Annotated in this window: 18 protein-coding genes; 5 read left to right on the top strand and 13 right to left on the bottom strand. The window is 58.6% G+C overall.

Annotation, left to right across the window (positions count from 1 at the left end; all coding sequences use genetic code 11):
• Window positions 1-2: 2 nt before the first annotated feature.
• A complete protein-coding gene (locus ACOYW0_RS23165; RefSeq protein WP_281374509.1) occupies window positions 3-407 on the bottom strand; it encodes a MerR family transcriptional regulator in 405 nt (134 codons plus the stop codon).
• Window positions 408-767: 360 nt separating this feature from the next.
• Between ACOYW0_RS23165 and ACOYW0_RS23160 the strand changes: the two genes are divergently transcribed.
• Window positions 768-2,876, top strand: a complete 2,109-nt coding sequence (locus ACOYW0_RS23160) for an acetate--CoA ligase family protein (RefSeq protein WP_482416107.1) — start codon at window positions 768-770, stop codon at window positions 2,874-2,876.
• Window positions 2,877-3,488: 612 nt separating this feature from the next.
• On the opposite strand, the gene ACOYW0_RS23155 is transcribed toward ACOYW0_RS23160, so the two are convergent.
• The 4 genes from ACOYW0_RS23155 to ACOYW0_RS23140 all read right to left on the bottom strand — a co-directional run bounded on the left by ACOYW0_RS23155 (window position 3,489) and on the right by ACOYW0_RS23140 (window position 10,047).
• Entirely contained in the window at window positions 3,489-6,263 is a 2,775-nt protein-coding gene (locus ACOYW0_RS23155; RefSeq protein ID WP_482416106.1) for an Hsp70 family protein, read from the bottom strand.
• The gene (locus tag ACOYW0_RS23150) at window positions 6,247-8,070 is read right to left on the bottom strand and encodes an Hsp70 family protein (protein ID WP_482416105.1); all 1,824 of its coding nucleotides are present in this window, start codon (window positions 8,068-8,070) and stop codon (window positions 6,247-6,249) included. Before ACOYW0_RS23150 ends, ACOYW0_RS23155 begins: the two co-directional genes overlap by 17 nt.
• 8 nt (window positions 8,071-8,078) lie before the next feature.
• On the bottom strand, window positions 8,079-8,804 hold the full coding sequence (locus ACOYW0_RS23145) for a DUF2760 domain-containing protein (RefSeq protein ID WP_482416104.1): 726 nt from the start codon (window positions 8,802-8,804) through the stop codon (window positions 8,079-8,081).
• A gap of 244 nt (window positions 8,805-9,048) precedes the next feature.
• The gene (locus tag ACOYW0_RS23140; protein WP_482416103.1) at window positions 9,049-10,047 is read right to left on the bottom strand and encodes a fumarylacetoacetate hydrolase family protein; all 999 of its coding nucleotides are present in this window, start codon (window positions 10,045-10,047) and stop codon (window positions 9,049-9,051) included.
• Window positions 10,048-10,371: 324 nt separating this feature from the next.
• Here ACOYW0_RS23140 and ACOYW0_RS23135 point away from each other — a divergent pair, with 324 nt between their 5' ends.
• Window positions 10,372-11,976, top strand: coding sequence for a B12-binding domain-containing radical SAM protein (locus ACOYW0_RS23135; protein ID WP_482416102.1), 1,605 nt, complete (start codon window positions 10,372-10,374; stop codon window positions 11,974-11,976).
• A gap of 270 nt (window positions 11,977-12,246) precedes the next feature.
• Here ACOYW0_RS23135 and ychF read toward each other — a convergent pair whose 3' ends face one another.
• The 6 genes from ychF to ACOYW0_RS23105 form a co-directional block, all read right to left on the bottom strand.
• Entirely contained in the window at window positions 12,247-13,320 is a 1,074-nt protein-coding gene (gene ychF, locus ACOYW0_RS23130) for a redox-regulated ATPase YchF (protein WP_482416101.1), read from the bottom strand.
• On the bottom strand, window positions 13,265-14,158 hold the full coding sequence (locus ACOYW0_RS23125; RefSeq protein WP_482416100.1) for a pseudouridine synthase: 894 nt from the start codon (window positions 14,156-14,158) through the stop codon (window positions 13,265-13,267). The genes ychF and ACOYW0_RS23125 overlap by 56 nt, the downstream gene beginning before the upstream one ends.
• A 145-nt stretch (window positions 14,159-14,303) precedes the next feature.
• On the bottom strand, window positions 14,304-14,810 hold the full coding sequence (locus ACOYW0_RS23120; RefSeq protein WP_482416099.1) for a hypothetical protein: 507 nt from the start codon (window positions 14,808-14,810) through the stop codon (window positions 14,304-14,306).
• 538 nt (window positions 14,811-15,348) lie between these two features.
• Window positions 15,349-16,173 (bottom strand): carboxylating nicotinate-nucleotide diphosphorylase, encoded by an 825-nt coding sequence (gene nadC / locus ACOYW0_RS23115; protein WP_482416098.1) that lies wholly within the window; start codon window positions 16,171-16,173, stop codon window positions 15,349-15,351.
• Between the two features lie 137 nt (window positions 16,174-16,310).
• Complete coding sequence (locus ACOYW0_RS23110; RefSeq protein WP_482416097.1) at window positions 16,311-18,974, bottom strand: valine--tRNA ligase; 2,664 nt, start codon at window positions 18,972-18,974, stop codon at window positions 16,311-16,313.
• 248 nt (window positions 18,975-19,222) lie between these two features.
• Entirely contained in the window at window positions 19,223-20,896 is a 1,674-nt protein-coding gene (locus ACOYW0_RS23105; RefSeq protein WP_482416096.1) for a hypothetical protein, read from the bottom strand.
• 329 nt (window positions 20,897-21,225) lie between these two features.
• On the opposite strand from ACOYW0_RS23105, the gene ACOYW0_RS23100 reads away from it, so the two are divergent.
• The gene (locus ACOYW0_RS23100; protein ID WP_482416095.1) at window positions 21,226-21,654 is read left to right on the top strand and encodes a hypothetical protein; all 429 of its coding nucleotides are present in this window, start codon (window positions 21,226-21,228) and stop codon (window positions 21,652-21,654) included.
• A gap of 157 nt (window positions 21,655-21,811) precedes the next feature.
• Here the strand turns inward: ACOYW0_RS23100 and ACOYW0_RS23095 are convergent, their stop codons facing one another.
• Window positions 21,812-22,894: a 4Fe-4S dicluster-binding protein gene (locus ACOYW0_RS23095; protein WP_482416094.1), complete on the bottom strand. Its 1,083-nt coding sequence runs from the start codon at window positions 22,892-22,894 to the stop codon at window positions 21,812-21,814.
• Between the two features lie 103 nt (window positions 22,895-22,997).
• Window positions 22,998-23,663 carry a TetR/AcrR family transcriptional regulator gene (locus ACOYW0_RS23090; protein ID WP_482416093.1) on the bottom strand — a complete coding sequence of 222 codons (666 nt, stop codon included), beginning with the start codon at window positions 23,661-23,663 and terminating at the stop codon, window positions 22,998-23,000.
• A gap of 562 nt (window positions 23,664-24,225) precedes the next feature.
• Here ACOYW0_RS23090 and ACOYW0_RS23085 point away from each other — a divergent pair.
• Both ACOYW0_RS23085 and ACOYW0_RS23080 read left to right on the top strand, forming a co-directional pair.
• Complete coding sequence (locus ACOYW0_RS23085; RefSeq protein ID WP_482416092.1) at window positions 24,226-25,308, top strand: DegT/DnrJ/EryC1/StrS family aminotransferase; 1,083 nt, start codon at window positions 24,226-24,228, stop codon at window positions 25,306-25,308.
• On the top strand, window positions 25,305-26,234 hold the full coding sequence (locus ACOYW0_RS23080; RefSeq protein ID WP_482416091.1) for a Gfo/Idh/MocA family protein: 930 nt from the start codon (window positions 25,305-25,307) through the stop codon (window positions 26,232-26,234). The genes ACOYW0_RS23085 and ACOYW0_RS23080 overlap by 4 nt, the downstream gene beginning before the upstream one ends.
• Window positions 26,235-26,261: the final 27 nt, after the last annotated feature.

The following is a 26,261-nucleotide window of genomic DNA, read 5'->3' as shown; positions in this document are numbered from 1 at the left end:
ACTCACTCGTCGGAGGTCAGCTCACGGAGGCGATCTTCCATCTTCCCCTGAAAGGAGACCAGCTCCTCTTCCAGGAGCTTCAAGTCGTTGATGCGCTCCCGCACATCGGTGATCTTCTTCTGACCCATGGTCAGGGTCTTCCGGATCTGCTCCACTTCATCGATGTCAAAATCCGTGAGGCCGATGATCTCGGAGATCTCCTCAAGGGAGTACCCAAACCGCTTCCCGCGCAGGATAAGCTTGAGGCGGACATGATCCCTGCGACTGTAGATGCGTTGGTTTCCTTCGGTACGACGGGGTGAAATGAGGTTCTTTTCTTCGTAAAACCGGATGGAGCGGGTGCTGATGTCAAACTCGCGGGCCAAATCCGAGATGGTGTAGTATATTTCTTTGCCCTGGCGCTTCAATGCAAGGATCTCCTGGATGATTCATCGCCGTGCCAGCCCAGGGGTGAGCGGCAAGGCCTCTTTGTCGGCTCTTTTCTGTCACGATCTCGCGGCAAACCAGCGTCAACCTTGCGAGAACTCCGTCGTTACATATGCCTTGCAAGGCCTCTTGTCAAGAACTGCCTCTCATGCCCTGCAGCCCTGATGCCCCTTCGATAAACCGAATTTTTCCGGGCAGCTGCTTCTTGCCCTTGACAGCCCTTTGACTTTCAGCCTATAAAGTTTACGTTAACGTAAAGATAAAACACCCCTACCCAAAACCTGAACATTGTACCCAAACCATAACGCGCATCACCCACATAACACAGACTGCGGAGGACCATGGAAAAAATTTTCTATCCCGAATCCATTGCCATCTGGGGACTGTCCAATCGAGAAAACAACATCCCCAGGCTGATGCTCGAAAACCTCATCCGCTGGGGCTATGAAGGCCGTCTGTTCGGCATACACCCCAAAGGCGGCGAGAAACACGTGGACGGGGTCAAGATGTACCGTCACATTAAAGACCTCCCACAACAGCCTGATCTGGCAGTCTTTCTGCTCCCCGCACGTCTTATCCCCGGTGCCCTGCGCGAGGCCGGTGAGTTCGGGGTCCGCCGCGCGGCCATCCTCTCCGGGGGGTTCAACGAATCCGGCCCCGAAGGGGAAAAACTGGCCGAAGAGCTCACGACCGTGGCCGAAGCCTATGGTATCCGATTCGTGGGCCCCAACGGCCTCACCGTGGCCAACACGGCCAACGGCCTCTGCCTTCCTTTCACGCCCACCTTCAAAGCACCCCGCGGCGGCATGAGCTTGGTTACCCAGAGCGGGGGCATGGGCCTCTTCCTCTGGCACCTCATGGCCGACGAAAACATCGGCCTGGCCAAGTTCGCCAGCATCGGCAACAAGCTGAATGTCACGGAAGTGGACTGCATCCGCTACTTCGGAAAAGACCCGGACACCAAGGTGATCTGCCTGTACTTAGAGAGCATCACCGACGGACGGAAACTCATGGAGGCCGCCACCGAGGCCGGAAAACCGGTGATCGTCTACAAGGCCAACACCACTTCTGCGGGCAGCAAGGCAGCCATGAGCCACACCGCGGCCATCAGCAACAACGAAGAGATCATCGACGCCGCCTTTGAACGCGCCGGGATCCTCCGCATCGAAGAGTTCGATGACTTTATCGGCGCCGCAAAAATCTTCGAGCTGCCCCCCATGCGGGGCAACCGCATCATGGTCATGAGCCCGGCCGGAGGGTTCACCGTGCTCATGGCAGATCTCTGCGAAAAAGCAGGCTTCGAGTTTGCCGATCCCGGAGAGGCCTTCTACAAAGAGATCGCCGAGTTCACCAACGCAGGGGTCATCTCCCTGTCCAACCCCCTGGACCTCGGCGACATCTACGACCCCGCCTCCACGGCCAGCGTCATCAACCTCGTCCTGCACAACGATCAGGTGGACGGGGCTGTCTACCTCACTCAGAACCCCCAGATGCCCAGAAACGACGACGTCTTCAACAAAATGTTCAAGACCGATATCTCCAAAGAGGTCACCGGCGCCATCCGCTCCTCGGGAAAACCCATGGCCTCCTGCCTCTACGGCCCCTCAAAGACCATCAACCGGGTCAAGCAAAACGTCAACGTGCCCATCTTCAACACCCCGGAGTCCATGATCCGCATCATGAAGCTCCAGCAGCGCTACCACGCAAAACGTACCGAACCCGCCTTTTCTACGTCCCTGCCCCCGGAAATCGACATGGACGCCGCAGCCTCCTGGGTGCGCTCCCACCCCGGGACCCACGGTGAGGAGGCCCTGGAGCTGCTCACCGCCTTCGGCATCCCCGTGGCAACAAACCAGACCGCCACAACCGCCGATGACGCGGTGGCAGCTGCCGAGGCCATCGGCTACCCCGTGGTGATGAAGGTCATCAGTCCGGATGCCGTCCACAAGTCCGAGGCGGGCGGGGTCCTTGTGGGCCTCAAAGACGAAACCGAGGTCCGAAACGGTTTCGACACCATCCGGGCCAACCTGGAGGCCTACAAGCAAAACGCCCGCTTCGACGGCGTGCGTCTCATGGCCATGGCAGGCAGTGGCCACGACATGTTTGTGGGAGGCAGCGTGGACGACTCCTTCGGGCCCGTCACCCTCTTCGGCTACGGGGGCATCTACATCGAAGTCTTCCAGGACGCCCAGACCGTGCTGTGCCCCTCGTCCCCCCATGAGATCGAGACCAAAATCAGCCGCCTGAAATCGGCAAAAATCCTTGCAGGAACCCGAGGCAAAGCCGCCGGGGATGTATGCGGCTACATCGACCTCATCCACCGCGTCACCCACCTCATGGCCCAGTTCCCGGAAATCCAGGAGCTGGACCTCAACCCCGTACGGGTTTTGGAAGACGGGTCCGGGGTGCTGGCGCTGGATGCGAGGTGCAGGATAGAAAAAAGGTCATAGGGGGATAGGACATAGGTGATAGGGAGCGATTTTATGGTGCGGGGCTGTGCAGGGCGAGCCGCGAAGCCGATCGGGGTTTTGTAGGGTGCGCCGTGCGCACCGCTTAGCGTATCGAAACCCGTCACCGGCTTCTTGTTGCAGAGCCCCGGGTAACTATTCAGCTAAAAAAAGCCTCCGGCGGTCCTGCCAGGGGCCAAACGCTTGCCCGATTTTATGGTTTGGGTTTGACAAACAGGTCTTGAGGCTACGTTTGATCCATTCGAAGGTTCTGGTTTGCTGACTGCATTCGACGTAGCGAGCAGGCAACCGGAAAGTTTTTGCGGAGCTTTTTTCGGAAAGCGCCCCGCCGGAGGCAAGCGAATCGTTGCAAACCCGTTATGCCATGGGAAAAATACAGGGCCGGTGGGACGCGTTACGCAAGGCGGTGCGGGGGCCGCACCCTACAGTTCCCGTGGCAGGTTGGTAATGTGTAACCGTGCTGCCCCCAAAACGCCACAGGCCTGAAATGATATGTCATCATTTCAGGCCTGTGATTTTAAAACCTGGGGTCCAGGGGATCATCCCCTGGCCGCCGGAGGCGTTTTTTGCTTTTTTGCTTTTTTGCTTTTTTATTTATTCATGCAGCACGATGCCCGTGGGCAGGGCTTCCCCGTAGATCACTTTTTCATCGCCGGAGGAGAGGGTCACCACCTCGGTGAGGGGTTTGAGCACCTTTTTGCCGCCGCCAAGGGCCTGGGCACGGGCGATGACCTGCTCGCGCTGAGCGTCGTCGAGGTCGCGCATGCGGTCGCCTGTTTTGCGGCCCATGATGACCAGGGCGTTGACCACGGCTTTGGGCTCTTTCCATGAGCCGGTGAGGAGCTTTTCGATCCAGGGCCAGGCGTCTTTGGGCGCCACCACGCGGTCCACGGACCCGTACAGGGGTTCGCGCTGGCCGATGCGGGAGAGGGCCCAGACCATCTGGGACGGAGATTTTTTGGGTGAGAAGGCTTTTACCAGCTGGTTGCCCAGACGCACCTTGTCCTTGGTGATGAGGCGCTCCATGTTGGCCAGGGCCATCCAGAGCTCCACCTGCTCCTGGGGGGTCATCTTCACGCCGTTGCCCCGGGCGGGAAAGACCAGGGGGGAGATCTCCTGGAAAAACTGGCGCTGCTGTCCGGGGTTGAGGCCCGCTGCAAGGCGCCGCCAGAGGATCCACCACTCACCGCGCACCTGATTGTTCCGGTCAAAGACGGGTCCGTTTCGAAAGAGTTTCCACACCCGCTTCATGCGCTGCTCATCCATGCCGTGGCCGGTGCCGGGGCGCAGGCAGTAGCCGGTGAGGTTGAGCCACCGGGCTTCGAACTCTGCGGCGCGTTCCCGGACCTTTTTCTCGTCCAGAAGGGTATCGGAGAGATCCCGGATAAAGGAGAGGGGCCAGGCGTTCTTCTGGGTATCCACGGCAGCGGAGATGGCTTTCACCACACCGGTGAGACCTGTCTTGTCCCCGTGAAAGGCCTCTTTCACCACGCTGCGGGCGGCCTGGGTCAGGCCTTCGTCCAGGACCTCCCCTTCAGCCACGGCCATGGGGTCAGCCTCCCGGCGCAGCTGGAAGTTCAGGCGCCAGTGGTGATCGCTGATCTGGGAGCGGCACCCGATGACCAGGGTTCCCACCTCGGTGTACTGGGCCTTTAAATGAACGGGAATGGACTCTGCGTTGCCTTTTTTGCCGTACTTGATCACCGAGGCCATGGGGGGCAGCTCGGTGAGGGTGTCGTCGATTGTGATGACGTCCCCTGCCCGGTCGCCGGAACGGAAACTGGAACTGTAGACGGGAAATTCTGCCGGGCGATTGGCGATAACCGTAAATTTCTTATCGGAGAGCTCGATGGTTTCGCCTTCGTCCAGGCCGCGCTCCACGATGCAGACCGCCTTGTGCTCATCCCCGTTGGTGGATCCCACGCCGAGGTAGTAGCTGCGGGGGCTGCCGCTTCCCACGCGCACGCCTTTGCCGATCTTGGCCAGGCCGTAATAGGATGCGCCCAGGGCCACGGCAAGGTCCGGGTCGGGGTTGTCCATCTCCCGGGGAAAGGAGGCATCGGGCTCGTTGAACCAGTGGCGGACAGCGCCCTTGATCTTGCGCCGGATGGCGGTGGGCTTTAACGATCCGCCGTTAAAAAGGATATGGTCCGGGGCGTGGTCCGTGCCCAGGAGGTCTGCCACGGCCTCTTTGTGATTTTCCAGAAACCACCCGATATGGCGGGTAATGGCCGGCTCCTGCTCATAAGGAAGACCAAACTCGCTGATCCCCTTGCGGCGGGACATCTTCCTGGCCTCTTCCTTGGTAACATCCGGGAAAAAACCGTCCAGAACGATCTCTTCCACCATCTCCCGGGTCAGGGTGGCCGACAGGGTGCCGCCGATGAGGCTGCTGCCGGAGCCTGTCATGATGATGCGCTCGGACTCCTCGCCCTCCCCCAGGATCTTCTCCTTGGCTTTACGTGAGAGGTGGCAGAGGGTTTTCCACTTGTCCGACGACAGGTTTTTGGTGTTGCCCCCAAACAGGGATTCGGCCTTTCTGGCCAGGGCCAGGTCGATGTTGTCCCCGCCCAGGATCAGGTGATCCCCCACGGCGAGGCGCTCAAAGCGCGGGGTGCCCTTGCTCTCTTTCAGGGTGATGAGGGTAAAGTCTGTGGTGCCGCCGCCTACGTCACAGACGAGGATCAGTTCCCCGGGCTTGACGTGCTCAACCCAGCTCTTCTCGTGGCGGATCAGCCAGCTGTAGAAGGCGGCCAGGGGCTCTTCCAGCAAGGTCACGTTCTTGAAGCCCGCAAGGGACGCAGCTTCCACGGTGAGGTCCCGGGCCACCTCGTCAAAAGAGGCGGGCACCGTGATCACCACAAACTGATTCTCAAGGAAGGCGCCCTCGTCGTCGCCCCCCATCTGTTTGTTCCACGCCTTGCGGAGGTGCTCCAGGTAAAAAGCCGTGGCTTCCACCGGGGAGACCTTGCCCACATCGTTTCCCGCCCCCCAGGGCAGGATCTTGGCCTTGCGGTCCGCCTTGTCGTGGCAGAGCCAGCTCTTGGCCGAGACCACCAGGCGCGAGGGGACCTTGCTGCCGTGCTCCCGGGCAAAAAGGCCGGCAAACCGTTTTTCCATGGGGTTCCACGGCTGAATCACCGACTCATCGGGAATGTCGTAGGTTCCTGGGATATAAAGAAAGGAGGGCAGCACCGACATGGGCGATACCTCCCCTTCCCGGGTGAGCTGGGGCACCCGAAACAGTTGAATGTTCTTGCGCCCCTTGGCCGTCTCCGGCTGCTCCAGGTCCACGTAGGACATGGCAGAGTTGGTGGTCCCTAAATCAATCCCGATGATGTATCTCAGTGTTTCAGTGTCCCGCATCATCCCTCTCGCGTACGTTGAATTCGAGTTTCCATCGCTTGTCGCCCTCTATGGCGACGCACCAGAACTCCAGGGTGCCGATCTCCGTGACCCGGATCTCGAACTGAACAGGAATGGCGGTGCCCCACTCCCCTTCCAGGGTGGTCTCGATGGAGGTGAGGTCTTCCATCTCCCCCTCGGACCAGGACTCGATGACATCGCCGGGACCGTCGTCCCTTCTGGACGACGAGGCCATGATGTCAAAGGCTACGGGCTCGCCCACATAAAGGACGAACTCTTCGGAGTCCACCCGCTCTTCCGTGCCCTCTTCCATGCCCATGGGGGCCACGCAGAGTGCCTTCATGGGGGCGGGCATCCCGGGAATGGCCGGCATGGCCGCTTCCACGGAGACGTAGTAGGAGCGGGAGAGGCCGCCGCGGATGCGGATGCCCCTGCCCAGACGGGCCAGGCCGTAGTAGGCAGCGCCCCGGGCAACGGAGAGATCGTAATCCCCTGCTTCCACTTCGCGCACCGGGGTGTCGTCCCCCACCTCTTCCCGGAAATAGTCCACCACGCTCAGGATGCGCTCCCGGACCGAGGCGGATTTCATGATGCCGCCGTTAAAGAGAACTGCGTCCGGAATGCGGGCATTCTGCCAGCCGTCGCCGCCCTGGCGCGCCAGGAACCATGCCATGTGACGGGAGATGGAGGGGTCCTGCTCATAAACCAGGCCCATCTCGCGCAGGCCGCTGCGACGCCTCTGCACCGGGCGATCGCCCACGGAGCACAGAGGCAAAAAGCCCTCCAGAATCACCTGGTCCACCTCTTTTTCGTCCATCTCGCTTTTGAGGGTCCCGCCGATGAGGCCGGAACCGCGCCCCAGGATGGTCACGGGCTCGGGGCCGTTGGTGCCTCCGGCCAGGATCTTCTCCTTGACGCTTCGGATGGAGTGGCCCAGGCCACGCATCTGCCAGTCGTCGAGTTTCTGGCCTTTGGCGTCCATCTTGGATTTCACGTACCAGGCCAGGGCCAGGTCCATGTTGTCCCCGCCCACGAGGAGGTGATCGCCCACAGCGATACGCTCCAGGGCAAGCTCCCCGTCTTCTTCGGAGATGCCGATGAGGCTGAAATCCGAGGTGCCCCCGCCGATATCGCACACCAGAAGGGTTTCGCCCTTTTTCACCTTGCTTCGCCAGTCGTCTCCCATGGACTCGATCCAGGCGTACAGAGCAGCCTGGGGCTCTTCCAGCAGGGTCACATGGGCAAGGCCGGCAAGGGCTGCCGCCTGGACCGTGAGTTCCCGGGCCACGGCGTCAAAGGAGGCGGGTACCGTCAGGTAAATCTCCTGGTTCTCCAGGCGAAGGGAGGCATCATCGGCTGCCATCTCGTGGTTCCAGGCGTCGCGCATGTGGCGCAGGATGGCGGCGGAAGCCGTCACCGCAGACATCTTGGAGACCTCCTGGGGTCCCTTCCACGGTAGGTTGTCGGCCTTGCGGTCCACCATGGTGTTGCAGAGCCAGCTCTTGGCCGAGGAGATAAGGCGCTGGGGCAGCTCGCCGCCCCTTTTCCGTGCAAACTCACCCACCACGGCGTCGGGTTCGGCATCCCATGGCAGGGCCGTGGCCCCGCGACCCACGTCGTGGGCCTCGGGCAAAAAGATAAAGGAGGGCAGCATCTCGCGCTTCTCCACCACACCGGCATCCACGAGCTGGGGGATGCGGAACAGGCGGATGTCCGACGCTTCAGCCGCCCCGTCTTCGGGTCGTTCGGTGTAGGCCACCACGCTGTTGGTGGTGCCCAGGTCGATACCGACAATGTATGAACTCATCATGCTCTCCATCAGCCCAGCTCCACCTCAGCAGGAGCCAGCACATCGGGGTTGGACTCTTCAGAGAGGGTGGGGACTTCGGTCTTGGTCGCTTTCCAGCCTTTGTGGCGAACCGTGCCGGTGAAGGGAGGCTCGCCAGCTACATTGCCTGTGAGGCGAATCTCCTCGGGGTTGAACCCGGCTTCCACGGTGATGGTCTCCCCTTCGGGGGTGTCCACCACCGGCCCGCAGGTGACGTACTTGTCCAGGGTCTTCACGCAGTTTTCGTGGATACCCCGCACGGCCGCTCCGATCTGGTCGTCGCTGTAAAGGGAGAGATCTTCATTGAAAAAGTCAATGAGACGGCCCTCTTTTTGAAGAGCGGAGACAAGGTGAAGAAAGGTTCGACGGGTGTTTCGCTTCTCCACTTCTGGGTCGATGACGGGCCCTTCATCCTTGGGGGCCGCTTCCACTTCGGGAACCCCGGCGTTGACGTAGAGGCCGCGAATGATCATCCAGAGCAGCAGGGCAAACACAAGGCCTGCTCCCACGGAAACGGGAACCACCACCCGGGGAAAATTTTCGAACACAAAGGAGAAAGCCTTGGCCGCTTCAGGATCGGCAGCGGTGTGAACGGCCTTCATGGCTGCCACGCTGGCACCAAAGTAGATGGCCACATCCACGGCAAGGACAACAAGGGCCATCACCAGAAAAATCCATAAAAAAGCCCGCTTGGAAAAGGTTTTCGCGGAATCCATAGTCTCTCCTTTTAATCAGTATCCACAATACACATGAGAAAATTATGACCACCAAGGTGCCCCTCCGGTCACCTGTTTCAGTCGTTTAAAAGCCGCAGCTCGAACGCAAGATAGTGCAGAATCCCGCGTCAATCAAGGCACGACGCTTGGATTTATTCATTATAAAAGGATGGGTGTCAAGAGGGAAACCGCAGCCAGCCCCCTTGTGCCCCTTTGATTCCGGGTGCATGCCCCCCTTCGGCCATCAGATCACCCGGTTTCTCAAGGTCCCGATCCCCTCGGCAACGAGTTCCACCGTGTCCCCGGAGGAGAGGAACCGCCCCATCTCCAGGCCACACCCCCTGCCCTGACGTCCCGAGCAGGTGCCGGAGCCGATAAACTCACCGGGATACAGGGTCTCATCCCGGGAGACGGCCTGGATGATCTCTTCAAAGCTCCAGTGCATGTCCGCGGTGGAACCCCTGGACCACTCCCGGCCGTTGACTCGGGCAGTAAGGGTAATGTTTAAAGGGTCGGGTATTTCGTCCCTGGTCACCAGCACCGGCCCCATGGCGTTGCCGCCGTTGAAATCCTTTCCCTTGGCAGGGCCCAGACGCCCTTTCATCTCCCGCATCTGTTCGTCCCGGGCGGAAAAATCATTGAACAGGGTGTATCCGAAAATGTGCTCCCTTGCCCTGGCAGCCGGGATATTGGCACCGGCCTTACCGATAACAACCCCGAGCTCAAGCTCGTAATCGAACCTGCGGCAATAGGACGGAATGGGCACCTCTGCGTCGTGCCCCACCACGGAGAACCGGTTGCTTTTGTAGTACACGGGCCGCTCGTACCAGGCCCTGTTGATGAACCGGGCAAGGGTGTAGCGCCGACCCCATTTTTTTTCGATGGCTTCGTCGATCCCGGCCAGCTTTTTCAGGCCCTGGACCCGGATGCAGTTGATGATATGGTCTTCAAAGGCCATGGCATCCCGAACAGACTCGGGCACAGGCAGGGGGGCCAGGAGACTGGCCGACGCCATGGGGGTGCACAGCGTCTTTTCCCCCTCTTCGCTGACCCGCACCATGATCCGGCGCGCCGCGTCAAGGGCACCCTCCCCGCCCCGGATAAGGGAGAGCATACTCCCAAAGGATTCATCGGATATGCCGAAGAGGCGTGCCGCGGCCTTCAGGTCCACGATGTCATCGTCTCCGGTCAATGCCCCAAGGGCTGCTTCATCACCGTTTTTCAACCACGTCACCAGCTTCATGCTCGGCTCCTTGTCAGACGGATTTTATCTGAAGTCTCCTATCAACAATCCATAACCATTGAACATACACCAATTCCTCATCACTCAAAAGCTCAAAAAAAAGGGCTGAGGCAGAGGCTAAAACACCCATCGGCGAAGGCCCCTGCCTGTCGCGATCTTGACAAACCGATATCACCCCGATAGAAAAAATGAGACATTCGTTCAGCACCATAAACCATCGCCCATCCAAATCCCGGCGGTGTGATACACACAGCGATTACCACCCGGCAGCCCCTTTCTCCGGAATGCTGACGGAAAACCACCAACCCCAATCACAGGCATCCCATGACACGTGTCGCCCTGATCGCCCCGCCCTACCCCCTTGATGAATGCCCTTCACCACCCCTTGGCCTCTGCTACGCAGCCGCCGCCTTTGAGTCCGCAGGGGCCGATGTGCACCTGCTCGATTACATCGTCCGGGAGTACACCCCGGAAAAGCTGAGAGACGAACTCACCGCCATGTCGCCCGATATCATCGGCACTTCCTGCGTCACCATGAATTTCAAAGGGGCGGCCGCCATCCTCACGGAGGCCAGGGCCATCTGCCCGGATGCGGTGATCCTCATGGGGGGGCCCCACGCGTCCTTTGATATTGACAACACCCTGGCCACATACCCTGCCATCGACGGAATCGTGGTGGGCGAGGCTGAAGAGACACTCAATGAGTTCGCGAAGCTCTTTCACAAAAGGGAGTCATGGAAAACCATTGCCGGGCTGGCATTTCGCCATGGTTCGACAATCGTTCGAACCCCGAAGCGGGATTTCCTCCAAGACCTGGACGCCCTTCCCCTGCCCGCACGTCACCTCCTGCCCCTGGCCCGCTACAAAGCCCTGGGATTTCCCGTGAGCATCATCACCGGACGGGGCTGCCCCAACCGGTGCATCTTCTGCCTGGGCCGGAAAATGGTGGGATTCCACGTGCGTCAGAGATCTCCTGAGCGTGTGGCCGATGAGATCGAGTCGCTCCTTTCCATGGGCTTTACCACCATCAACATCGCAGACGACCTGTTCACGGCCAGCAGAAAGCGGGTTTTCGCCTTTTGCCGGGAGATTAACAAAAGAGGGCTCCGTTTTAGCTGGAGCGTTTTCGCACGGGTCAACACCGTGGACGAAGAGCTGCTCCGTACCATGATGGAGACGGGGTGCACCTCGGTGAGCTTCGGCATCGAATCCGGCAACCCCGACATGCTCAAGCGCGTGAGAAAAGGCATCACCGTTGCCCAGGCCGAAGAGGCCGCTGCCCTCTGCCGCAATGTGGGAATCCGGGCCCACGCCTCCTTTATCGCCGGGCTGCCCGGCGAAACCAGAGAGACCCTTAAAGAGAGCGCGGCCTTGAAAGACCGCCTCAAAATCGAGTACGGCTTCCATCACCTGGCCCCCTTCCCGGGCACCACGGTGCGAGAGCGCATGGCCGACTACGACCTCACCCTCCACACCGATGACTGGGACCTCTACGATGCAGACCAGGCCATTGTCTCCACCTCAGATCTCACATCCGCCGAACTTGACGCCTTTGTCCAAAAAGACGCAGAACCCATCCACAGGGCCTGGGAAGCGGCCAAAGCCCGGTGCCAAAACGGAACCGCAAGCAAAGACGATGAAATGATGGTGCTGGGCAACCGGCGCATGCACCTTATTTTCAAACTGCTTCGCCGTGATCTTCTGGATACGCTCAGCCCCCTTCCCGAGGGGCTTAAAAAGGCATTGCACTCTGCCGCCGAAACCCTTGCAGGCCTCACCGACGAGACCCCTGACTTCGCGGAGTTCACCCTGAAGGATCTCGTTGAGAGGGGATGGGTTACGTTCCATGCGGATCATGGCACCGGGCAGTTCGGTTGGGCGGACGAAACACCGTGTCCTGAACTCAACCAGCGGCAAAAGGCGGGGTAAAAATAAAACAGAACAAACGATGCTTTCTATGGTTAAAATGCATAAAAAAAACCTCCGGCGGCGTGATGTGCCACCTCGAAAGCAGGTTGCAAGTGTGCTTCGTGGGATGCAGGTGTACATCCCCTCTCCAGCCCCTGTAGAATGGGCAAAGGTAGTGCCGTGCCCATCGGGCACGGCTCCCGCTGGCCACACTGGAGCGAGGCCCAAACCAAACCCGACGATACACGGAACAGGGGCATTGACAACGCTGACCCTGCCCATTTTGCCCCCTCACACCTTAAAACGGATATTCAGGATATCCCCGTCCTCCACGATGTACTCTTTTCCGTTGAGGTTCATCTTCCCCGCTTTTTTCAAGGCGGCTTCGTCACCGTATGCCATCAGCTCGTCATACGTCATCACCTCTGCCCGGATAAACCCGCGCTGAAGGTCCGAATGGATCACTCCGGCGGCCACCGGGGCCGGGGAATTTTTCCGCACCAGCCACTGGCGCACCTCGTCTTTGCCCACGGTAAAAAAGGAGATCAGGCCAAGGGCTTCCAGACAGAGCCGTGTCAGGGTCTCCAAGGCCATGTCGCCGATGCCGAGGTCGTCCATGAACTCCCGTTTCTCCTCCTCGGTATCCAGCATGGCGATCTCAGACTCCACCTTGGCAGAGACCTGCATGGCCTTCATCTGCACATCGTTACACCGGGCCGTAATCTCCTCCGGCATAGGGGCCTTGCCGATATCGTCTTCGGCGATGTTCAGGGCCAGCACCATCTCCTTGCGCGTGATAAGTGGGTAGCTGCGGATCAAGGCCTCGTCATCGGCGTCCATGGCCATCATCCGCAAAGGGCGCTCCCCCTCCAGGTGCGTCAGCATGCGATGCATCAGGGCCAGCTCCCGCTGCTGGGCCTCATCCTTGATCTTCTTCAGGGATTTTTCCAGGCGTTCCACCCGTTTTTCCACAAAGATCTGGTCGTGGAGCAAAAGCTCCGCATTGACCATGTCCATGTCCCTGACAGGGTCCACCGATCCGTCCACGTGGTAGACGGATTCGTCGTCAAAGGCCCTCACCACATGGCAGATGGCATCCACATCGGCGATGTCCCGAAAAATGTCTCCCTTTGCGATGGTCTCGTGTTCCATCTTCGGCAGGAGCATCAGGTCCATGCGTGCCCTGGCCTCTTTAGCCGGGTCGTACATGGAGACCAGGGCATTGAAGCGTGCATCCAGGATATCGGCAGACCCGGGCACGGCCTTGGTCAGCGGTACCCCCTCCCGCCTCTGGTTGCCCGTCAATGTTTCAAAAAGGGTCATCTTGCCGCTCTGGGGCAGGCCGACTATACCGATTTTCATCATTGCCTCCTTTCAGATCGTCACCGCAACACGTCTCCGGAACCTCAGCTGCCCAGCCGAAGTCTTCAAAAAGAGCCCTCTCCTGATCCCCCAGCCCGCAGCTTAACGAAAGAAGCCGACCGTCCACAGGATGGGGAAAGGTTAAGGAAACAGAAAAAAGAAGGAGCCTCCGGCAGGCCAGGTTTTCACGAAAGAGGCGGTTGTGCCGCCCGTCCCCGTAAACCGTATCGCCGACAATGGGATGAGAGAGGTGGTGAAAATGCTGCCGGATCTGGTGGTATCTCCCGGTTTCGAGGGCCACCTTTACCAGGCTGTACCGGACCGTCTCGTAGCGCCCCACCGGAATGGGAAGTTCCACCGTGGCCAGGCGCCGGTAACGGCTCACCGCGGGCTTCGGGTTTCCCCGGCTGTTTTTCACCGGATGGTCCACGGTGCCCTGGTCCTCGGCGTAGCCCCGCACAACGGCAAGGTACTCCTTTTGCACACGGTGATACCGAAACCCCTCGTTAAGAATAGCTGCCAACTCCGGGCTGAAGGCCATGAGCAGCAGGCCCGAAGTGGGGCGATCCAGCCGGTGGACAGGCCACACCATTTTCCCGGTAAGGCGCCTGAGTTCCCGCATGACCGTGGGAGAGCGCCTGTCCAGATTGCTCCGGTGTACCAGCATGCCGCAGGGCTTGTTCACCGCCACCACCGCATCGTCCATGTACACAATGTCTGCCTCGGTCAGCAGCGGCTCGTCATCCACGGGTGCCCCTTTCGCATAAAGCCCCGGCCGGGAAAATGCCGTTGTCCCGGCCTCCATGTCACTGACAGAATAGAAACCTGTTTGATCGTTCATGGCCGAGTCATACCCAAGCCCGCCTGCGGGGTCAACGGCCCATAAAAAAAAACGGCGTGCAGCTTAGAGAAAAAGCCGCACGCCGCACGATGTTCCAACCGGACAAAAAAACCTGTGGAGAGGCCGTCAACCAAACGGCCCCCTTCTACTCCTCCACCTCAACTGCCGGCTCTTCTTTTAACAACTCCTTTGGAAATGCTTTTTCATCCGTGGATGCCACCACCGGTTTACCGGCTTTGTAGACTCCCCGTCGGATGACCTGAACGTAGCCGAATTTTTCCCGGCTGTAGATAAACACCATGTTGCGGACTTTTTTCTCATTAAAACCTGTCCCGTCAATGAGCTCTTTCAAGGTAAACTCCTTGTCCGGGTTACTCTGGAGCAGCTCCATCATTTTAAGATAATCTGCTCTGTACGTCCGCTTGGTCGGCTTGCTTTTCTCTTTCGAGGCCGCCGCCGTACCCTTTCGCCGCCCACCTCCGGGTAGTTTTCTCTCCACCCGGGCAAGCTGGCGACTCAGGATCCTCATCTGGTCTTCAAGCCTGTCTACTTGTCGTTGAAGTTTGTTGTAATGAACTCTCGGAACAAAATCACCGCGCATGGTTTCAATCACATGCGAAAAAGCGCTTTCAAGATCGTATCCTGCTGCCATTGACGAATCTCCAAACCTTTCCCGTTAATAGTTTAACAACCCACAGGCAAAGATGATAATTAGAAATCCTAACATGGTCAAGTATTTTATTGCCTAATTCATTTCTCAATAAACATTGAACACGATTTACCTCGCATGTTTAACTCATTCATTTATAAGGGATGAAACACATGTCACAATACCTAACGCCATACCACAAGCTTCACAGCATTTTTTCTCCCAGGCGTTCAGCAAAGTATTAAACCATTTCAGGACAGGCGAGAAAATCCGTTGATTTATCATCTCACAGGCTTCACGAGATGCGGGTCATCTTATTCCGAAAAAAGGATAAATCCTTAAAAATTACTTCATATTGTATAACTTTTTCGCGAATTTCATCGCAGATAGTTACCCAAAGACCGGCAGAGGTGAGCAAGACAATCCCCTCCGGCGCCACCCTTCTTGCCGGCCACCAGGCGCCGGACATAAAAAAACCCCTTCCGATCACACCGAAGAGGTTTTGTAAGTCATCGCGGCACGGCGCTAAAATAACACGTGCCTACATCCTCATGCTGATATCCACGGAACGGGCCTGGTGGGTCAACGCCCCTGAAGAAACGACATCCACACCGGACTCGGCGTAAGCGCGAAGGTTTGCCTCCGTGATGTTGCCGGAGACTTCGGTCATGGCTCGCCCGTCCACAAGGGCCACCGCTTTTTTCACGTCTTCCATGGCCATGTTATCCAGCATGATCACATCGGCTCCTGCACTCAAGGCCTCGTGAAGTTCCTCAAAATTGGTCACCTCCACCTCCACCTTGACCAGATGGGAGATGGATCGTCGTACCTTTTCCACGGCGGCCCGGATCCCCCCGGACACAGCGATGTGGTTGTCCTTGATCATGACCCCGTCGTAAAGGGCCATGCGATGGTTAAAGGCACCGCCCACGCGAACCGCTTCCTTTTCAAGTACCCGCCAGCCCGGGGTGGTCTTCCGGGTATCCACCAGCCGCACGGGAAGCCCCTCGACCATCTCGGCGTATCGGCTCACATGGGTGGCGATGCCTGAGAGGCGCTGCAGAAAATTGAGCGCTGTGCGCTCGCCTTTCAGAAGGGCCCTTAATGTCCCCGCCACCTTCAGGATCACATCGCCTTTGTCGACCCAGCTTCCGTCACCGGCCACCACCTCAACACGGCAGTGGGGGTCAAGCTCGGTAAAACAGGCCGCTGCCGTGGCAGTTCCCGCGACCAGCAGTCGCTCTTTGGCCACCAGAACTCCCTGGCCCGTCTCATGTTCCGGGATCAAAAAATCCGTGGTGATATCTCCGGTGCCGATATCCTCGGCAAGGGCCAGTCGAATCAATTGCTCTGTCATCATGGTCATGTTGCTGTCCCTGGTAGTGTGGCTTTGCGTCGGGCCGCGCATCAAAGGCGCACCCCAAGATATAAGGAAGGCGGATGGATCGAAAAAAGCGGGCCCGGGACGGCATGCGCCCCGGACCCTGTTATAACGTGTATGCCTTAGTTGCTCTGAACTTCCTTGAGCTTGGCAAGGGTGAACTCCAGCTTGCTCAGCTTGTCCTTGGCTTCGTCATGCTGGGCCTGAAACTTGGCCACCACATCGGCAGGAGCCTTGGAGATAAAGCCCTGGTTGCTCAGCTTGCCTTCGAGACCGGCCACTGCTTTCTCGCTTTTGGCAATGCTCTTTTCCAGACGCTCAATCTCCCGGTCGAAATCCACGACCCCTTCCAGAAACACATAGACGGCCGCGCCTTCCACAATGGCTGTTCCCACGCCCTTGGGACGCTCGCCGGTGAGCTTCACCTCACAGGCCGCCAGGCGGGACAGGGTCATGATGGTGCTCTTCTCGCGGTTCACCAGGGCCGCCATCTCTTCGGTCTCGGCCTGGACTTCCACGGTGAGCTCCAGGGAGGGAGCGATGTTCATCTCGGACCGGATGTTTCGGAGACCGGAAATCACAGCAATGACGGATTCCATCTCCTTTTCGGCCACGGCATCGGCACCATGGGCGGCAAACTCGTCGCATACGGGCCAGGATGCCTTCATGATGGAGCCTTCGGTCCCGGGAAGCTTGCTGTAGATCTCCTCGGAGACAAAAGGAATGATGGGGTGCAGGAGAATCAGGGTGTCATGGAGAACCCGATAGAGCACAGAGCGGGTGGACTCCATGGCCGCATCACCCATCTTGCCGTAAAGGGCGGGCTTGGAGGCCTCCAGATACCAGTCGCAAAAGCTGTGCCACACAAAGCTGTAGAGGGCGGCAGCCGCTTCGTTGAACTTGTAGGTGTCAATGGCCTCTTCCACCTTGGCCGTGGTCTCGGCAAGTCGTGCAAGGATCCAGCGATCGGCAAGGCTGATGTTGGCGTAGTCGATCTCGGTGTAGGGTTTCTCCAGATGCATGAAGGAGAAGCGGGCCGCGTTCCAGATCTTGTTGATGAAGTGTCGGTAGCCTTCCACCCGCGCCAGGGACATCTTCACGTCGCGTCCCTGGGCCGCAAAGGCGGTGAGGGTAAAGCGGAAGGCGTCGGTGCCGTACTCGTCGCTGACGGTGAGGGGGTCGATGACGTTGCCCTTGGACTTACTCATCTTCTTGCCCTCTTCGTCGCGGACCAGGGCGTGGATGTAGACATCCTTAAAGGGCACCTCGTCCATGAAGTGGAGGCCCATCATCATCATGCGCGCCACCCAGAAAAAGAGGATGTCGAAACCGGTCACCAGGGTCGCCGTGGGGTAGAAGGTCTTGAGGAGATCGGTGTTCTCGGGCCACCCCATGGTGGAGAAGGGCCAGAGGGCCGAGCTGAACCAGGTGTCCAGGACGTCGGAATCCTGTGTCAGCTTGGAGCTTCCGCAGCCGGGGCAAACCGTGGGATCGGTCTCTTCCACGATGTCCATGCCACACTCATCGCAGGTCCAGACCGGGATGCGATGACCCCACCAGATCTGGCGGGAGATGCACCAGTCGCGGATGTTGTACATCCACTCGTAGTAAGTCTTGGTCCAGTGCTCGGGGATGATGCGGGTTCGCCCGTCTTCCACGGCGGCAATGGCTTTCTCCGCCAGGGGCTTGACCTTTACAAACCACTGCTGGGACAGGTTGGGCTCGATGACGGTCTTGCAGCGGTAGCAGTGCCCCACGCTGTGGGGGTGCTCCTCAACCTTCACAAGGTATCCCTGCTCATCCAGGGCCTTGACAGCAGCTTCCCGGCACGCTTCGCGGGTGAGCCCTTCAAAGGCACCGGCGCCGTCGTTCATGATCCCTTCGTCGGTCATCACCTTGAGAAATTCAAGGTCGTGCTTTTTGCCCAGCTCAAAGTCGTTGGGGTCGTGGGCGGGGGTGACCTTAAGGGCACCGGTGCCGAACTCCAGGTCCACGTACTCGTCACGGATGATGGGAATCTCGCGGTCCGTGAGGGGAAGCTTCACGTGGGTGGCGGTGATGCCTTTGTAGCGATCGTCCTCGGGGTTCACGGCCACGGCGGTGTCGCCGAACATCGTCTCGGGACGGGTGGTGGCAACGACAAAGTGACCGGAGCCGTCGGCAAAGGGGTACTTGATATGATAGAGCTTACCTGGCTTATCTTCGTGTTCCACCTCAAGGTCCGCCAGGGCGGTGTTGCAGCGGGGGCACCAGTTGATGATGTAGTTGCCGCGGTAGATGAGCCCTTTTTTGTAAAGGTCCACAAACACCTTGCGAACGGCCTCGGAGAGCCCATCGTCCATGGTAAAGCGCTGACGATCCCAGTCGCAGGATGCACCCATGCGCTTGAGCTGCTTGAAAATGGCGTTGCCGGACTCTTCTTTCCACTTCCACACTTCGTCGATGAACGCCTCCCGGCCCACATCCTGACGGGTCTTGCCCTCGGCGGCCAGCTTCTTTTCCACGACGTTCTGGGTGGCGATGCCTGCGTGGTCGGTGCCGGGCATCCAGAGGACGTTGTCCCCTTTGAGGCGCCGGTAGCGGCAAAGGAGATCCTGCAGGGTGTTGTTCAACGCATGGCCCATGTGGAGCACACCGGTGACGTTGGGGGGAGGGATCACGATGGAATAAGGCTTTTTGTCGCTTGTCTCCTCCGCTGAAAAGAGCCCCTGCTCGATCCAGGACGCATAGCAGCGTTTCTCTACTTCATGGGGCTCATACCCCTTTGCCAGCAATTCTCCACTCATATTCAAACCTCATATGTTGATGGGCGCGCACCCTTCATGTCTGCTCAAGACGAGCAAGGGCACCCTGCCTGTATGTTCAAGGGTGCAGGCACCGGGGCATTCTGCCCCAAGGTGTCGGAACCACGCACTATTTCCTTCGACGATTTCAGCAGCCGGGCCACGCCTGCGAAACCACCCAAAAAGAAAAACTGGAAATTATTAAATAATCTCCAGTCTTCTTGCAACCATTTATTAACGACCCAGGGAAATCAGGAAAAATTTTCCCGGATCATCTTTTTCATTTTCTCAATATCTTCCGAGAGGTTTTTGCCGATGGCATCGACAATCAGCTCTTCGATCCGCTCTTTGAACATGGTCCTGATCACACGCTCCACCACCCGCTCAAGCTGCTCCTCGGGGATATCGGCCAATCCGGCCATGGAAACCGGAACCTGCTCATCTCCGCGATCCACGGTTGGGTCGTCGTTGATCCCGGCCAGGTCAAAGGTCCCCTCAGGAAAACCCGGAGGGCGCCTCTCGGGCTTTTCAGCCTCCTGGGCTCGACGCCCCTGTTCATCCACCAGATCCGAAAGATCCAGCACCCCGCCGCCCTCCCGGTCACCGGTTGCAGCGGCAGGCTCCTCATCCAGGGGCATCCCGAGGTCCAGAAGGGGGTCCTCGTCGTCGGCCAGCATCACGGTTTCATCGGGGAGATCGCCCAGCAACCCGTCCCCTGCCGGGGCCTCTTCAGCTGCAGACGGATCTTCTTCCAGGGGCATGCCGAGATCCAGAAGGGGTTCGTCGTCACTGAGAACCACGGTCTCTTCGGAAAGCGCATCCAGCAGCCCGTCCTCCGAGGCAGCGCCCTCCCCGTCCAGGGGCATTCCCAGGTCCAGCAGAGGCTCGTCATCCACGGGTAAAACCACGGTCTTTTCGACAAAGGGGTCATCATCCACGGGCAGGACAACGGTTTCATCGGGAAGCTCGCCCAACAGCCCTTCATCGGCCATGGAGTCCATCCCGCCGTCCCCATCCTCGCTGTCGGCAAGAAGCAGGTCGATATCCACAAAGCCATCGTCATCGCCGCTTGCGACATCCAGGGCGGCGTCCGCCTCCACCACGTCACTGCGCTGCGACGTATCCAGATCGTCCAGGCTGAAGGAGAGATCCAGACTCTCGCCTCCGAATTCGGTAACCTCTTCCCCTTGGGAAACAGGGTCCTCTTCAAGGAGGGACGAAATTTCCGTCAGATCAATGGTCTCGTCCCCACGATCCGGAGCGGCCTCTTCAGAAGTCCCATCCACAAGGCTCGCCATATCCGTTAAGTCTATGACGTCCTCTTCGGACTCAGGTGACGCCTTAACCTGAACGTCTTCGGTGAGGCCTGCCATTTCCGTCAAATCAAGGGTCTCTTCACCAAGGTCAGGGAGCTGCTCTTCCGGGATTTCTTCCACAAGAACCGCCATCTCCGTTAAATCGATGGTCTCCTCGCCAAGGTCAGGGGCCTGGCCGTCCCGCACCTCTTCCAGAAGGCCCGCCATTTCCGTCAGATCAATGGTTTCCTCGCCGAGGTCCGGCGCCTGACCTTCCAGGGGCTCTTCCACAAGGCCTGCCATCTCCGTCAGGTCAATGGTCTCCTCGCCGAGATCAGAAGCCTCTTCACCGGAGTCAGAGGAAGCACCCTCCTGCGGCATGCCAGTATCATCCAGCCTGAATTCCTCGGTGAGTTCGAGTATATCCTCCTCGTCCTCCGAGTCCACCTCCATGGCGTCAACAGATCCATCGTCACCATTCACTCCACGGTCGCCGTCCTTGGGAACGTCCCCGTTCTCGCCGGCAAGCTCCGTCAGCTCAATGGGTTCGTCATCGTCTTCCAACCAATGGTCGTCCAATGCATCCGGAGGTGTTTTATCCATGGGGATTTTACTAGTGGAATCGGTCATAATCGGCATCTCCTGGAGGTGAGTAGGCAATGACGTGTTTAATGCAACACCATGATTTTATTAAAAAATAGCTTATCTTAATCACGGTATCATACCGAAAAAACAGTGTCAAGCGCCTTATCCGCTCACAAAATCCGTTCCAAGGCATTTCCTCTTGCACCGCCACCATGCTGCCGGGACAGGCCCGGAGGCCTTCGGCCTATTGACCCCGTAGTCAAGTATGATAAAATCAGTTTTAACCATAACATAGGCCATCACCCCGCATCGGGCCCCGTCCCCGCAGACCATCCTCACCGCCCCGCCCGCCAACCCACTAATCTGGAGACACCATGAAAGAGTCCGCCAACCCCCACCTGAAGGTTCAGGAGCTCTGCGATTGCTATGCGGAGACCGACCCCTTGAAAGAGATGTCCACCCTTAGCCGGGAACCGGCAACCGAAGAGACCGCCCTGAAATGGATCGCCCTGGCCGTTCTCCACGGCGTCAACAGCAACGCGGAAAAAATCAGCCTGACGCAGGAGGCTTCAGGGACGGTGGAAGTCAAAGCCACCTACAGAACCACGCCCCTGCCCACCCCGGGACAAGAGACCGGCACGCGCATCCTCGATATGGTAAGGGCCATTACCCACATTGAAGAAGACAAGGGAAAAACCGCCCTGGCCCTTGGGTTTCGCGGAAACAGCATGGAATTGAAAATCAAAGTCAAAAAAGATAAAAAGCAGGAACAGCTCACCCTGAACTTTCCCGGCGAAGGCTGACCCCAACATAAAAATGGGTGCACTCGACTCGTGAAATATCCGGGTTGGGGCACCCGGATACGTCATGGGAAACCCACCGGGTCAAAACAATCACAAAACGCCCACGGCAACACCGTGGGCGCTCCGTTTGGTGCCCCCCCTTCCAAAGATGAGCCCATCAGGCAAAAGACGAGAAATCAACCCCCCGGTTTTCCCCTCGCCTGGCATACCACTCCGCCTCATTTTTCGGAGGCGCCACAAGACTCGATTCAGGCTTTCGTACCAGGGACACAGCCTCGGTCGGACAGGTGGAGATACACAGGCCGCAGCCGATGCACACGTCCTCTAAAACCCGGTATCCGCCATCCGCCTCCTCTATGGCGGAAACCTGGCAGCGTTCATCGGCGCAGAGGCCGCAACCCACACACGCCTCCTCGTCTATCACCGCCGTGTAATTGCAATGGACGGCGTTGGTCAGCCCCAGCTCGTTTTTGGCCCTTAAAACCCCGCAGCAGCAACCGCAGCAGTTGCAGATGTAAAAATGCCCCTTCTCGAAATTGTTGGTCATATGGACCAACCCGGCCTCTTCGGACATTTTCAGAACACCGTAGGCCTCCTCCTTTGAAATGGGGCGCAGCTTCAAGGGATGGTTGTCGAAAAAACCGGGAACCGGTGCAATGGAGAGACACACCTCTGTGGGCTTGGTGCAGGGGTTGTCCATGAGCCCTTGCTCTGTCTTACAAATGCACTCGGTTACGGCAAAGGACTTTCCCTTTTCGATAATGGCCGAAACCTGATCAAAGGGAAGCGCCTGGCTGTCGCTGCCCAGCTCCTCTTCCACGGGCACCACATGCATCATGGGGGGATCGTGGGTAAAAAACTGCTCGGCAAAGCAGGTCTCGTATGCCTTGCAGATCTCCGCCAGCTCCCGGTCGAGGCCCTTGAGCTGGAACTCGTAGATCCCGAAGATCCAGGGGGCCATGCGAAAGACATGGACACCGCCGAAATCGATGCCGAAGACCTGGCCTTTCCCCCACATGGTCTTGAGCTTGTCGTCGAGCCCTTCCAGGGAACGACCCGACCGCTCGGCGATCTGCTCGGCGGTTTCGTAGGTCAGACGCAGGTCGCAGAAAATCTCCGCCTCCTCCTCGGTGAAGATCCGCTTAAGAATCTTGATCTCCACCCCGTCGTCCGCGGCCGGAAACCCGTTGGGCAGGGTATCCAGCACCTGTTGCAACCGCCTGTAAATCGTCTCAGCCATACTCTCCTCCCTCAATCTTGTGTTGCCTGTTATCATCTCTGCGTTGCCGAAGCAGCCTTATTGACACGTGCAGGCGCCTCAGGGTCCGTCACAAACCGACCCGTTACCCCCGTGGGGCGGGCGGCACCACCTCAGGGCCGGCCTCACCGCGAACCCCCGAATAAAAAGCGTACAGCAGCCCCCGCTTCATGGACTCCTGGGAGCCTTCGTCCAGGGCTCCTCCCTGGAGATGCCCGTCGATGACGAGAAGTGAAAACCCATGGACGATGGACCACGCGGAAAGGGCGATGGCGTGCGGGCTCTCCCCCTTGAGAAGCCCCAGCTTCCAGCACTCGGTGATCTCATCGATGAACAGGTGGAAAAAAGGCGTGGACTCCGGCTTCAAGTCCTCGGGCACGGGCACCCCCATCCGGGGCGAGGCAAACATCACCCGAAAATGGGCTGGGTGGGCAATGGCAAAATCGATGTAGGACAGGCCGCACACCATAAACCGCGCCAGGGGATCGCCCTTGGCCCGCTTCAGCCGAAGCTTGATCTCGGAAAGCATGAGGCCAACCCCCTCCCGGGCCACGGCCACAAGAAGGGCCTCTTTATCCGGAAAATGGCGATAGGGGGCCGAATGGCTCACCCCGGCCCGCTTTGCAATACCGCGAAGGGTCAGCTCGGCAGCCCCCGCCTCTTCAATGGTCTCAAGGGCCACTTCAATGAGCCGGTGCCTGAGGTTCCCGTGATGATAGGTTACGGTTTCTTCAGTGGTATTTTTCATCATGTCGGGTAGCATACACGGCGATGTTGACAGCGTCAACATCAAAGAAACACCTGACATTGCGGGGCAATACGGCCAAGATAGATATAGGCCATTGACACCGTTCCCCTGCCGGTGTTCAATAAGCCACCCGGAAACCGGGCAGCCCGAGGAAAAAAACACCCGGATGGAGACAACCCCCATGCTGCAATGGATGCTTCGACTGCTGTGCCTTTTGGGTCGCCACACCTGGCAACCCTTCGAAATACATGGTGAAGCCGTCTTCAGATGCCGTCGATGCGGCGCATTGAGGGCACGGCGGCACCATGAGGCCCCCAGACTCTAAAACCCCGGAGACCAGAAGAAGCTTTGACATTTTCCCGCATTTTTTTTACTCATTATCTAACCACAAAACATATCACACCACCGCAAACAGCGATACTTCGACAAAACCAAAATAACCAACACCTGAGCTACCGACACAATCGGTCAGGAGGCACCCCTCCCACCGACGGGGCAACATGCCGAGAAAGCATCACCCAAATTGACGACGCCCCCCAACGCCTTAGAAAGCCAAGGAGACGCCATGCAATTTATCGATCTCAAAGCGCAGTACGACCAGATTGAAAGGGATGTAAACGAACGAATCCATGCTGTCCTCCAACACGGACAATACATCAACGGGCCGGAGGTCCGGGAGTTGGAAGGCCGCCTCGCAGAATATACGGGTGCCCTGCACTGCATCGGAGCGGCCAGCGGAACCGGTGCCCTGATCATGGCCATGATGGCCCTGGGCATCTCGCCAGGAGACGAGGTGATCACCTCGCCCTTCAGCTTTGTCGCCACAGCGGAAACCATCGCCCTGTTGGGCGCCGTGCCCGTGTTCGTGGATATCGAGCCCGACACCTGCAACATCGACCCCGCCCTCATCGAGGCCGCCATAACGGAAAAAACAAAGGCCATCATGGCCGTCAGCCTCTTCGGGCAATGCGCCGACTTCGACACCATCAACGACGTTGCCCGGCGCCACGGGCTCCCTGTCATCGAAGACGCGGCCCAGAGCTTCGGGGCAACCTACAAAGGAAAGCAGTCCTGCAACCTCTCCACCATCGGCTGCACCTCGTTTTTCCCTTCCAAGCCCCTGGGATGTTACGGAGACGGCGGGGCCTGCTTCACCTCAGACGAGGTCCTGGCAACGCGCATGCGGGAAATCCGGGAGCACGGACAGGACCGACGCTACCACCACCCCCGACTGGGCATCAACGGACGGCTGGACAGCATCCAGGCAGCGGTACTCCTTGCCAAACTGCCCCTGTTTCCAGAGGAAATTAAAAAACGCCGGGCCATCGGCAGGCAATACACCGAGGCCCTTGCCCATGACCGCATCGTCCCTCCGGTGATCCGCTCCCACAACACCTCGGTCTACGCCCAGCTCACCATCCGCGTTGACGACCGAAACGCCCTGCAGCAGGCCCTCAAGCGGCAAGACATCCCCACCGCCGTTCATTATCCCGTCTCCTTGCACCACCAGCCGGTCTTCCTCCAACCGGACGCCCACCTCCCCGTCAGCGATGAGGTGGCCGCCCATGTCCTCAGCCTGCCCATGCACCCGTATCTCAGCGATGAGCAGATCCGACGCGTGGCGACCGCTGTTTTGGAGACCGTATGAAAGCAGGTGTGATCGGCGTGGGAAAACTGGGAAAAATCCATGCACGGATCTATGACGAACTGGATGCATTTGAGCTGGTGGGGGTGGCTGACCCGCACCATCCGGGTCAGGAACACCTCCACGGGGCCGTCTGGACCCGGGACTACAGAGAGCTCCTTGACCTCGGCGTCGAAGCAGTGACCGTGGCCACCCCCACAGTGAATCACCACGAGGTGGCGAGATTTTTTCTTGACCACGGGGTGCACTGCCTCATTGAAAAGCCCATCGCCGTCACCATGGTCGAGGCCGAAGACCTCCTTGAAACCGCGTCACGGAAAAATGCCTTTCTCATGGTGGGCATGGTGGAACGGTTCAACAAGGCCTACGCCGAGGCCCGTAAAATGATCACCGACCCCATGTTCATTGAGTCCCACCGGCTGGGTCCTTTCCCCAACCGGTCTTTAGACATCAGCGTGGTACTGGACCTCATGATCCATGACCTGGACATCATCCTCGACCTGGTAGACGACGAGGTGGCCTCGGTGGAAGGCGTCGGGGTCAAGGCCCTTACGGACAAGGCAGACATCGCAAATGCCCGGGTTCACTTCAAGGGCGGCTGCATCGCCAACATCACGGTCTCGCGGATATCCGAAGAGCAAATGCGCAGGACCCGGGTCTTTTTCAACCACAACTACATCTCCCTGGACTTTGCCGGACACACCATCAAGGCATTCAAAAACGGAGAGAACGGTATCGAAAAAAAGGTCATCACCATTGAAAAGGAAGAGCCCCTGAAACGGGAGATCCTACATTTTCATGCCGGTATCACAGCAAAACGGCGAGACTACACCATTGCAAAAAATGCGGCCATGGCCCTTGACCTTGCCCTGAAAATCGACGAAGATCTGGCCAACCGTCAGACACAGCTCCGGATCCCGTCACAGTGAAAGCATAGGGCTCCGGTTTTCAGATAC

This window comes from Desulfoluna sp. HI9BLuna (assembly GCF_056829775.1).
Note: the sequence above shows the minus strand (reverse complement) of the source record. Positions and strands in the feature narration are given on the sequence as shown.